Source organism: uncultured Granulicatella sp. (assembly GCF_963521425.1).
Classification (GTDB): Bacteria; Bacillota; Bacilli; order Lactobacillales; family Aerococcaceae; genus Granulicatella.
The window spans coordinates 1-11,128 of sequence record NZ_CAUQUN010000038.1 but is presented as its reverse complement, the minus strand read 5'-3'; the positions used below and the strand labels follow the sequence as shown (position 1 = coordinate 11,128).

The window sequence follows — 11,128 nt, the reverse complement described above, 5'->3', positions numbered from 1 at the left end:
AATCTATTAAATATCAAAAAAGTAGGGAGACGTAGAAATAATATGCAATGGTTTAAAGTTCCTTCGAAAATCTATTTCGAACGTGATTCAATTCAATACTTACAAAAAATGAAAAATGTAGAACGTGTAATGATCGTAACTGACCAACAAATGGTTAACTTAGGATTCTTACAACGTGTGATTGAACAATTAGAATTACGCCCTAACAAAGTTATTTACGAAGTATTTTCAGATGTTGAACCGGATCCAGATATCACAACAGTTAACCGTGGTGCTGAAATTATGAAATCATTTGAACCAGATACAATCGTAGCTCTTGGTGGTGGTTCTGTAATGGATGCTGCTAAAGTTATGTGGATGTTCTACGAACAACCTCAAATTGACTTCCGTGATTTAGTTCAAAAATTCATGGATATTCGTAAACGTGCATTCAAATTCCCTGAATTAGGTGAAAAAGCAAAATACGTTGGTATTCCAACAACTTCAGGTACAGGTTCTGAGGTAACACCATTTGCTGTTATTTCTGATAAAGCAAATAACCGTAAATATCCATTAGCAGACTACTCATTAACTCCAACAATTGCGATTGTTGACCCAGCATTAGTTATGACAGTTCCAGGATTTGTTACAGCAGATACAGGTATGGACGTATTAACTCACGCAGTTGAAGCCTATACTTCAACATTAGCGAATGACTACACTGACGGTTTAGCTTTACAAGCAATCAAATTAGTATTTGAAAACTTAGAAAGCTCAGTTAAAAATGGAGACTTCGTTTCAAGAGAAAAAATGCATAATGCTTCTACAATGGCTGGTATGGCATTTGCAAATGCATTCTTAGGAATGTCTCACTCAATGGCTCATAAAGTTGGTGGATTCTTCCACACAGTTCACGGACGTACAAATGCAATCTTACTTCCATATGTTATCCGTTACAATGGTACTCGTCCTGCTAAAACTTCTACATGGCCTAAATACAATTACTACCGTGCTGATGAAAAATTCCAAGACATTGCTAGAATGTTAGGATTACCTTCATCAACTCCTGAAGAAGCAGTAGATGCATTAGCAAAAGCTGTTTATGAGTTAGGAGAACGTGTAGGAATTGAGATGAACTTCAAAGCTCAAGGTGTAGATGAAAAAGAATGGAAAGAAACAATCCATGAAATTGCATTATTAGCTTATGAAGATCAATGTTCACCAGCGAACCCTCGTTTACCAATGGTTGCTCACATGGAAGAAATTCTTGCTGATGCATACTATGGTTACGCAGCTCGTCCAGGACGTTTAAAATAATTATTTTAATTTTGAAAAAGCGTAGTAGTCTTTCGACTATTACGCTTTTTTCTTTATATAAAATTTTACTGTTTGACTGTAAACTAATACAGATGTTCAGTTTATTTTAATACAGATTTATGGTATACTATTGAAGAAAATTAGTTGTTAGTGAGGTTTAAAGGAGGAAACAATATGACCCCTAATAAAGAGGATTATATTAAAGCGATTTATAAATTAGGCGGTAATCATGAAATTGTTTCGAATAAGTCAATCACTAATATGCTTCAAATATCTGCAGCATCTACAACAGAAATGTTGAATAAACTAGTAACAGAAGATTATGTAAATTATGTACGATATAAAGGAGCTAGACTGACAGAAAAAGGAATTTTGTTTGCTGAACGTTTGATTCGTACTCATAAAATATGGGAAGTATTTTTAGTACAGTCATTAGGTTTTTCACCAGATGAAGTTCATGCTCAGGCAGAAGTTTTAGAACATGCTTCTTCACCTGAGTTAATTAATCGATTAGTGGATTTTCTGGATGATCCAACTCATTGTCCGCATGGAGAAATTATCCCTACGATACATGAATCCTAAAAAATGCATGAAATAAATGCTGATTTGGAGGGGAAAATATGTCAACCAAACATCAACGAATCATTGAATACATTGAATCATTACCAGTTGGTGAAAAGATTTCTGTTCGTACAATTGCTAAAAATATGCAATTAAGTGAAGGAACTGCTTATAGAGCTATAAAGGCTGCAGAAAATCTGGGTGTTGTTTCTACAATAGAACGTGTTGGGACGATTAGAATAGAAAGAAAATCAAAAGATAATTTTGAGAAACTTTCTTTCGGTGAAATTGTTAAAATAATTGAAGGGGAAGTTTATGGTGGCTCTAAAGGTTTAGATAAGATTTTAAACCGCTTTGTTATCGGAGCGATGACAGAGGATGCGATGAGTCGTTATATTCATCCAGAATCATTAGTGATTATTGGAAATCGTAAAGAGGCTCAATTATTAGCTTTAGAACAGGGGGCAGCTGTATTAATTACAGGAGGTTTTACTGCTTCTGACGAATTAATTCGAAGAGCTGATGAATTAGCGATACCAGTTATTGGAACAACTTACGATACATTTACAGTTGCATCTCTTATTAACCGTGCAATGACGGATCAATTAATTAAGAAAAAAATCATGATTGTATCGGATATTTTTACAGATTTTTCTCACACACATTATTTAATGATTGATGATACAGTGGAAGATTATCGAAAAATGAATCAACAAACTGAAAATTCTAGATTTCCTGTAATTAATCATTCGAATCGTCTTGTAGGAGTTGTGACAGCAAAAGATGTTATTGGAAAAGGCGATCATATTGTCATTGAAAGAGTGATGACGAAAAATCCAAGTGTCACTAAATTACATGCTAGTGTAGCCAGTGTTGCTCATTCTATGATATGGAATGGCTTAGAAATGTTACCAGTTGTACAAGATAATATGGAATTGTTAGGGATTATTTCCAGACAAGATGTGATGAAAGCTATGCAATTAGCTCAACGTCAACCTCAGGTAGGGAATACTTTTGAAGATGATGTTGCAGAGAGTTTAAATGTTCTGGACATAGATACGCAACAAGCCAAATTCCAATTTACAGTAACTCCACAAATGACAAATAATTTAGGGATGTTATCGTTTGGTGTTCTTTGTGAAGTTGTAAGTGTAGCATCAAAAGAATTTATTTCTCGTAGTCAAAGAAGAAATGCTGTTATTGAGCAATTAGATTTACATTATTTAAAAATGATTCCAATTGATAGTGAAATTATTTTACAAATTCAATCATTAGATAATGGAAGAAAAATAACAAAATTAGATATTTCAGTGTATTTAGAAAATACAATTGTAGCAAAAGCAGTAATGTCTAGTCAGTTAATGGAAAGGAATTAATATAAAAGATGAATAAACAAGAATATTTATTAGATATTGATAAAGAAATTCAAAAAGCAGACTCAATCGTTATTTTACGCCATGAGTTGCCAGATCCAGATGCGATTGGTTCTCAAATTGGATTAAAAAAAATTATTGAAGCAACTTACCCAACTAAAAAAGTATATGCTTTAGGGGAAATGAATGAAGATTTAGCATATATTGGTACAATGGATACCATTTCTCAAGAAGTATTCAATGCTTCATTAATTATTGTAAATGACACAGCAAATACGCCTCGTATTGATTCACCATATGAAGTAAACCCATCAGAGGTAATTAAAATCGACCATCATCCTGATAGAGATGTTTATGGAAAGATATCTTATGTAGATACAACTGCAAGTAGTACAAGTGAAATTTTATGTCAATTTGTATTCAGTGAAAATTCACCTTGGAAAGTCAATGAAGAAGTTGCGAATGCATTGTATGCAGGTATTGTAGGGGATACAGGTCGTTTCTTATACCCAGCAACAACAACAGTAACTTTCGAAATGGTTTCTAAATTATTAGAATTCCCAGTGAAAATTTCTGAAATTGCTTATCATATGATTACAAATCCTATTTCAGTTAGTCGTTTAGCAGGTTATATTTACCAAAATATGGAAATTTCTGAAAATGGTGTAGCGATTACCATTTTAAGCCAAGAACAATTAAAAGAATTTGGAGTGGAAGAACATCAAACACATGGGGTTATTTCATTACCTAGTACAGTTGAAGGAGTTCATTGTTGGTGTCTATTCGTAGAGCAACCAGATGGTACATATCGTTGTAATTTACGTTCAAAAGGACCTATTGTAAATGAAATTGCAGCTAACCATGGAGGGGGAGGACATCCGCTTGCTTCAGGTGCAGTTGTAAAATCATTAGAAGAAGTTCATCAAATGTCTGAAGAATTGAATGAATCTTCTAAAAAATTTCTTGCTTCATTGAATAAATAAAGACTTATAGTTGACTTTAGTTGGATAGAATAATACAATGGTTATTGAGTTGGATTATTCTATCCAACGATTGTTTATGCAATTAATTTTGAAAATTTAAAAATGAGACGGAGGTGACTCAATGAACTCAGGACTATTAACTGGAGGCCTCGCGATCTTAACTTTAGTAATCGGAATTGTTGCTGGATATTTTGTTTTCAAATCCAATTATGAGAAAAAAGTTGTAGCTGCTCGTGAATCGGCTGAAATGATTTTAGAAGATGCAAAAAAAGATGCTGACCGATTAAAAAAGGAAGTATTATTAGAAGCTAAAGAAGAAAATCATAAATATCGTACTGAAGTTGAAAATGAGTTAAAAGAAAGAAGAAATGAAGTTTTACTTCAAGAAAAACGGATGATTCAAAGAGAACAAAATCTTGATCGTAAAGATGAAGTTCTTGAAAAACGTGAACAATCTATTGAAGATAAAGAAAATAAACTTCAAGAGAGAGCACAAGTCATGACGGAAAAAGAGGAACAGATTGACGCTGTGTTATCAGAACAAAAAGCTGAATTGGAACGAATTTCAACAATTAGTAGAGAAGAAGCTCAACAAATTATTATGCAAGAAACACGTGAGGAATTAAGTCACGAACGTGCAGTAATGGTAAAAGAATCTGAACAACGTGCTAAAGACGAGTCAGATAGAGCTGCTAAAAGTATTATTTTACAAGCAATTCAACGTTCAGCAGCTGATTTAGTTGCTGAAAATACTGTGACAGTTATGACATTACCAAATGATGAGATGAAAGGTCGAATTATCGGACGTGAAGGAAGAAATATTCGTACTTTAGAGTCATTAACGGGTATTGATTTAATTATCGATGAAACACCTGAAGCTGTAGTGCTTAGTGGATTTGATCCAATTCGTAGAGAAATTGCTAAAATGACCTTAGAAAAATTAATTGCAGATGGACGTATTCACCCTGCAAGAATTGAAGAAATGGTCGAAAAATCTCGTAAGGAAATGGATGAAAGAATTCGTTCAATTGGGGAACAAGCAACATTTGAAGTTGGAATTCATTCATTACATCCAGACTTAATTAAAATTTTAGGTCGTTTATATTTCCGTACAAGTTATGGACAAAATGTTTTAAATCATAGTATTGAAGTTGCAAAACTAGCTGGAATTATGGCTGGTGAGCTTGGTGAAGATGTAAATCTAGCGAAAAGAGCAGGTTTATTACATGATTTAGGAAAAGCATTAGATCATGAAATTGAAGGTTCCCATGTAGAAATTGGTGCGGAAATTGCTCAAAAATATAAAGAAAACAAAATTGTGGTTAATGCAATTGCATCTCACCATGGAGATGTAGAAGCAACCTCGACAATTGCGATATTAGTAGCAGCAGCAGATGCTTTATCAGCTGCAAGACCAGGAGCACGTAGTGAATCCTTGGAAAACTACATTCGTCGTTTAGAACGATTAGAAGCTATTGCTAATGAACACGAAGGTGTGGAACGTAGCTTTGCTATTCAAGCGGGTCGTGAAATCCGTGTGATGGTTCATCCAGAGAAAATTGATGATGCAAGTTCTATTTTATTAGCACGTGAAATTCGTAAACAAATTGAAGAAGAACTACAATATCCAGGACATATTAAGGTTACAGTTATTCGTGAAACAAGAGCTGTAGAATATGCTAAATAATGAAAAAGAAACACGCTAGATATCTAGCGTGTTTTTTTATATATAAAAGTAAAAATAACCCCCTTCTCAATTAGAGAAGGGGTTAGGAGTTTAGTTATTTTGCCCAGTTGATTGAGTAGTCGTTTCATTTCTAGTAGTTTCTTGAGTTTTTTGTCCATCCTGTTGTGGAGGTTGTTGTTGCTGAGGATTTTGTTGAATAGTTGTTGAACTTGTTTCTTGTTTTTCCTCGGCTTTAGTACCTAATTTCAACTCATAAGTTACTGGATCTGATGTCTTATCTTTAATTGTAACAGTTAAACTAATTTGAACGGATTCACCTGTAATATTTTTAAAGGTTGCACTTGTCTTGTCAACTGTTTGTGATTGACCTCCAACACTAATCGTATACCTTGGTTTATCTCCATTGGATTTTACTGCATTCCAAGTTACTGTAATTTCTTTCTTAGCAGCATCAAAATTTACGTTTAATCCCGATGGTGGAGCAATTCTTTCTTCAACATACTGTTGCTGTGTAGGTAATGTACCTTTAACAAATAATTCTGTACTTACCCTATCACTAGGAGTATTTGGTCCAGCTAAAGCTAATGGATTAGATCCTACAACAATTTGTGAAGCAACAACACTAGACGGTTGTTCCCAATCTTTAACAGGAGTTTGCTTCATGGCATAATTCATTAAGTGAGCATAAATCCATTTAGAATAAGCTTGTTCTGTTAATGTTAAGCCACTTCCTGCTGTATAAGGGTTATCATAACCAGTCCATACAGAAATTGTGTAGGCAGGGGAGTATCCGATGAACCATGAATCGGGAATAATATTATCTTCTAGTGAAGCCCCCATTGCACGTTTTTGTTCAGGTGTATAATTTGTTGAACCAGTTTTCGCTGCATGTGGAAGATTACCCATTTTTAGGTCATTAGCAAAACCATAAGTAAAAGTATCTTTTAATATATTTGTAATCATATAAGCTGTTGAATCTTTCATTGCTTGATGTTGATCTGGTTTGAATTGTAAAACTTGTCCGTCTCGAGTTGTAATTTTTGTAACGGTATATGGTTTAGAATAAGTACCATAGTTAGCAAAAGCAGTGTAAGCAGCTGCCATTTTTACTGGTGATATGTTTGCACCAATAGCATTACTTTCTACTAATGATTCTTTTCCGTCATTCATAACAGATAAATCTAATTTTTTTAGAAAAGCTTGAACATTATCGTCACCAACTGCTTTAAAGGTTTGGTAGGCAGGAGTATTACGTGATAAAACTAACGCTTTACGCATGGTCATTGTTCCCATATATTGATTATCCCAGTTGTTTAATTCAAAACCACTAGAATATTTTGTTGGTTTATCAACCATTGTTTGGCCAGTAGAATAGTTTAAATATTCGATTGCTGGGCCGTAATCCATAATAGGTTTAATTGTTGAACCAGTACTTCTGTCATTTTGTATGGCACGATTATAGGCTAATAAATTTGTTTGTTTACGACCACCGTTAACAGCTCTTACAGCTCCAGTTGTTGAGTCTAACATAACAACTGCATTTTGAACTTTGTCATCAACATATTGAATATAACGATTTGTATTTAATATCTCATATAAGTGATTTTGCGCCTGTGAATTAACAGTAGTTTCAATCGTTAATCCATCTGAATAAACATCTAAACCAGTTTTTTCTTTTACTTCATCAGCAACCATTGTTAAAAATGAATCGAAAATTAAACGGTTATCATCTGTTGAAACTTGTTCATGTTCTGCTACTAATCCTTCTGTAATTGGAGTATCTGTTGCTTCCTGAAATTGAGAATCGGTTAATTTCCCATTTTCTTTCATTGTTTTTAAAACTAAATCACGACGTTCTTTTGCTTGTTCAGGATGAGCGTATGGGTCGTAAGAACTTGGAGCTTGCGGCATACCAGCCAAAAGGGCTAATTGGGGGATGGTTAATTCATTTAATTCTTTTCCAAAATAATAATTAGAAGCTGTACCAAACCCATAAGTGTTATTAGCCATATATACTTTGTTTAAATAATAAGTAAGTATTTGTTCTTTTGAAAATTCACGTTCTATTTGTAAAGCAAGTACAATTTCTTGAATTTTACGTTTATAAGTCTGATCTTCTTTTTTTGTAGAGAAGACAGATAATTTAATTAATTGTTGAGTGATGGTACTACCACCTTGAGTAATATGACCAGCACGAAGATTACGTACAAAAGAACCGATAATTCGAATTGGATCAATTCCTAAATGAGAATAATATCGTTTATCTTCAATAGAGGTGATCGCATCTTTTAATCCTTGAGGAACTTCTTCAGGTTCAATTAAATCACGATTTTCTCCACCTAATTTTGTGATTAGTTCTTTATTCATATCAAGGATTTCTGTTTCAGTTGCTCCTTGTAAATCTGCAGCAGTTATTTCCGGCGTAGTGGAAGCGTAGTAGAAGAATAAACCTGTTAGGATTGTAAATCCAATTACAAAAATTGAGAATAAAACAAGGAGTATTCTCTTAAAAATATTCTTTTTCTTCCCATTTGTATTTTTTTTTGATTGTTGATTACGTCTTTTTTGGCGTGTCTCTGTCATAGAAAACCTCCTAAATTTTATCAATTAAATTGTCAATAATTGGAATATAATCCAAAATAGATTGTACTGTTAAGTAAATTTGTTTTCCATTATCACGAATATAATTTAAAGGAATAGATTTTTTACCATTCTTGTTATCTCTGATAAATGAAATTAGATACTGACTTTCTAGTAAGTAATATTCATTTAATGAAGAAAAATAAAAAATAATAAATACAATTCCACCTTGGTATATACAATCTTCCATGTGTTGTAATTGATGCTCATGTATATTTATAAATGGAAACGAAGTTTTATTTTTCGTTTCTTTAGCCTCGAAATCAATATAGCATCCACGATAAACCCCATTATAATCTGTAGTAGAAGCATGACGGTAATATGCTTCTTTAATAACTGCGGCACTTCGTTTAGGATAATCCACTTTAACGACTTGTACCGGTGTAGGCTTTTTATGGATAACAGCTATTTTTTTTAATCGATAATAATCGTTTGTTTGATTCAATAAAGTTTCTAAGAACATTCCACGACTACCATATGAAACAGTTGAAGTTTGAGGAGAGGGATTTCTCTGTTGTCCTTTTGGGTATTGAATCATAATATCACCTCTAATCTTTATCTATTATACCATTTATTATACTTTAAAAGCTAAAAATATTATTAAGATTAACAAAAACTAGATTTCATTTTGATTTCTAAATGAAAATGTAGAAGAATATTCAAAAAAATAATCAGAAATATTTTACAATTTTACAAAGGTGTTGTAAAATAAATGAGTATGTAAAACGCTCATCAATTAAATTTGATGAAGTAAGAATTTTTTGGAGGAAAGCTATGACAGCAAAATTTGAAAAAATCAACACAAATGAAGTTGTGTTAACATTTGAAATTTCAGAAGAATCAATTAAACAAGGTTTAGAAGTTGCTTTTAACCGTGTGAAAAAGAACTTAAACGTTCCTGGTTTCCGTAAAGGTAAAGTAAGTCGTCAAGTCTTCAACAAAATGTATGGTGAAGAAGCATTATATCAAGATGCATTAAACTTCTTATTACCTGATGCATATGACAATGCAGTAGAAGAAACTGGTATTTTCCCAGTAACTCAACCAAAAATTGATATCGAATCATTAGAAAAAGGTCAACCATGGGTGATCAAAGCAACTGTAATTGTTAAACCTGAAGTTAAATTAGGTGAATACAAAGGATTAACTGTTGAAAAACAAGATCGTACAGTTTCTGAACAAGATGTAGAAGATCGTTTATTACAAGAACAAGCTAAATCAGCTGAATTAGTTGTTAAAGAAGGTGCTGCTGAATTAGCAGATACAGTTGTAATCGACTTTGAAGGTTTCTTAGGTGAAGAAGCATTTGAAGGTGGAAAAGGTGAAAACTACTCATTAGAATTAGGTTCAGGTTCATTCATTCCTGGATTTGAAGAACAATTAGTAGGCGCTAAAGAAGGCGACAACGTTGAAGTTAAAGTTACATTCCCAGAAGAATATCATGCAGAAAACTTAAAAGGTCAAGATGCTGTATTCAAAGTAACAGTTCATGAAGTTAAAACAAAAGAATTACCAGAATTAACAGATGAATTTGCTAAAGATGTGGATGATTCAGTTGAAACATTAGCAGAATTAAAAGAAAAATTCCGTAAAGAATTAGAAGAAGCTAAAGCTGAAGCAGCTGATGAAGCTGTAGCTGACTTAGCATTACGTCAAGCAGTTGAAAATGCTGAAATCGTTGAATTACCAGCTGAAATGGTTCACGAAGAAGTACACCGTCAAATGCAACACTATTTAAACGACATGCGTCGTAACGGTATTACACCAGAAATGTACTACCAAATTACAGGTACAACTGAAGCAGACTTACACAAAATGATGGAAAAAGATGCTGATGTACGTACTAAAACTAACTTAGTATTAGAACAAATCGTTAAAGAAGAAGGCATTGAAGCAACTGATGAAGATGTAGCTAACGAAGTGAAAGAATTAGCTGCTCAATACGGTATGGAAGAAGATGCAGTTCGTGCAGCTGTTTCTGTAGATATGTTGAAAAACGATATCGCAATGAAAAAAGCATTAGCAGTAATTACAGAGTCTGCAAAAGAAGCTTAATAGAAGAAAGTTTACCGCGCTGGTTTCAATATGAAATCAGCGCTTTTTTTGAAACAACTTTTCTTGTTGAAAATTAAGACTTATGGTACTCTTAATAGAAGAAATCAGGAAATAGAATGGGGGTTTCAGATTGTATAAAGATGAAACAAAACAAGTAAGATGTTCTTTTTGTGGAAAATCGCAAGAACAAGTAAAAAAAATTATCGCTGGTCCTGATGTATTTATTTGTAATGAATGTGTTGATTTATGTAAAGAAATCATTGATGAAGAATTTTCATCTATAACAATGGATGAAATGATTGATGTCTTGAAACCGCAAGAAATTCGTAAAGTGTTAGATGAATATGTTGTTGGTCAAGAGCATGCAAAGAAATCATTAGCGGTAGCAGTGTATAATCACTATAAACGGATTAATCATTTGTTAAATGAAGACGAGGATGAAGTAGAGTTACAAAAAAGTAATATTTGTTTAATTGGACCAACTGGTTCTGGAAAAACATACTTAGCTCAGTCTCTTGCGCGGATTCTAAATG

General features: G+C 33.2%; 9 protein-coding genes. 7 read left to right on the top strand and 2 right to left on the bottom strand.

Annotated elements, in window-relative coordinates; all coding sequences use genetic code 11:
- From RWO76_RS08425 to rny, 5 genes are all read left to right on the top strand, one after another.
- A partial coding sequence (locus RWO76_RS08425) for an iron-containing alcohol dehydrogenase (protein WP_314355200.1) occupies window positions 1-1,296 on the top strand: 1,296 nt, incomplete at its 5' end.
- Between the two features lie 174 nt (window positions 1,297-1,470).
- Window positions 1,471-1,878: a metal-dependent transcriptional regulator gene (locus tag RWO76_RS08420; protein WP_314355199.1), complete on the top strand. Its 408-nt coding sequence runs from the start codon at window positions 1,471-1,473 to the stop codon at window positions 1,876-1,878.
- 38 nt (window positions 1,879-1,916) lie between these two features.
- Window positions 1,917-3,233 carry a DRTGG domain-containing protein gene (locus RWO76_RS08415; protein ID WP_314355198.1) on the top strand — a complete coding sequence of 439 codons (1,317 nt, stop codon included), beginning with the start codon at window positions 1,917-1,919 and terminating at the stop codon, window positions 3,231-3,233.
- 8 nt (window positions 3,234-3,241) lie between these two features.
- The gene (locus RWO76_RS08410; RefSeq protein ID WP_314355197.1) at window positions 3,242-4,213 is read left to right on the top strand and encodes a bifunctional oligoribonuclease/PAP phosphatase NrnA; all 972 of its coding nucleotides are present in this window, start codon (window positions 3,242-3,244) and stop codon (window positions 4,211-4,213) included.
- Window positions 4,214-4,334: 121 nt separating this feature from the next.
- Window positions 4,335-5,900 (top strand): ribonuclease Y, encoded by a 1,566-nt coding sequence (rny, locus tag RWO76_RS08405; protein WP_314355196.1) that lies wholly within the window; start codon window positions 4,335-4,337, stop codon window positions 5,898-5,900.
- 90 nt (window positions 5,901-5,990) lie between these two features.
- Here the strand turns inward: rny and RWO76_RS08400 are convergent, their stop codons facing one another.
- Both RWO76_RS08400 and recU read right to left on the bottom strand, forming a co-directional pair.
- Window positions 5,991-8,483 (bottom strand): PBP1A family penicillin-binding protein, encoded by a 2,493-nt coding sequence (locus RWO76_RS08400; RefSeq protein WP_314355195.1) that lies wholly within the window; start codon window positions 8,481-8,483, stop codon window positions 5,991-5,993.
- A 10-nt stretch (window positions 8,484-8,493) separates the two neighbouring features.
- Window positions 8,494-9,081: a Holliday junction resolvase RecU gene (recU, locus tag RWO76_RS08395; RefSeq protein ID WP_399543235.1), complete on the bottom strand. Its 588-nt coding sequence runs from the start codon at window positions 9,079-9,081 to the stop codon at window positions 8,494-8,496.
- A 233-nt stretch (window positions 9,082-9,314) separates the two neighbouring features.
- Between recU and tig the strand changes: the two genes are divergently transcribed.
- Both tig and RWO76_RS08385 read left to right on the top strand, forming a co-directional pair.
- Window positions 9,315-10,595, top strand: a complete 1,281-nt coding sequence (tig, locus tag RWO76_RS08390) for a trigger factor (RefSeq protein WP_314355193.1) — start codon at window positions 9,315-9,317, stop codon at window positions 10,593-10,595.
- A gap of 130 nt (window positions 10,596-10,725) precedes the next feature.
- On the top strand, window positions 10,726-11,128 hold a 403-nt coding region (locus tag RWO76_RS08385), incomplete at its 3' end, for a ClpX C4-type zinc finger protein (RefSeq protein ID WP_314355192.1).

Excerpts from the sequence above, each read along its gene's own strand:
- RWO76_RS08420 (WP_314355199.1), top strand. The coding sequence starts at position 1,471 with ATGACCCCTAATAAAGAGGATTATATTAAAGCGATTTATAAATTAGGC.
- RWO76_RS08415 (WP_314355198.1), top strand. The coding sequence starts at position 1,917 with ATGTCAACCAAACATCAACGAATCATTGAATACATTGAATCATTACCA.
- RWO76_RS08410 (WP_314355197.1), top strand. The coding sequence starts at position 3,242 with ATGAATAAACAAGAATATTTATTAGATATTGATAAAGAAATTCAAAAA.
- rny (WP_314355196.1), top strand. The coding sequence starts at position 4,335 with ATGAACTCAGGACTATTAACTGGAGGCCTCGCGATCTTAACTTTAGTA.
- RWO76_RS08400 (WP_314355195.1), bottom strand. The coding sequence starts at position 8,483 with ATGACAGAGACACGCCAAAAAAGACGTAATCAACAATCAAAAAAAAAT.
- tig (WP_314355193.1), top strand. The coding sequence starts at position 9,315 with ATGACAGCAAAATTTGAAAAAATCAACACAAATGAAGTTGTGTTAACA.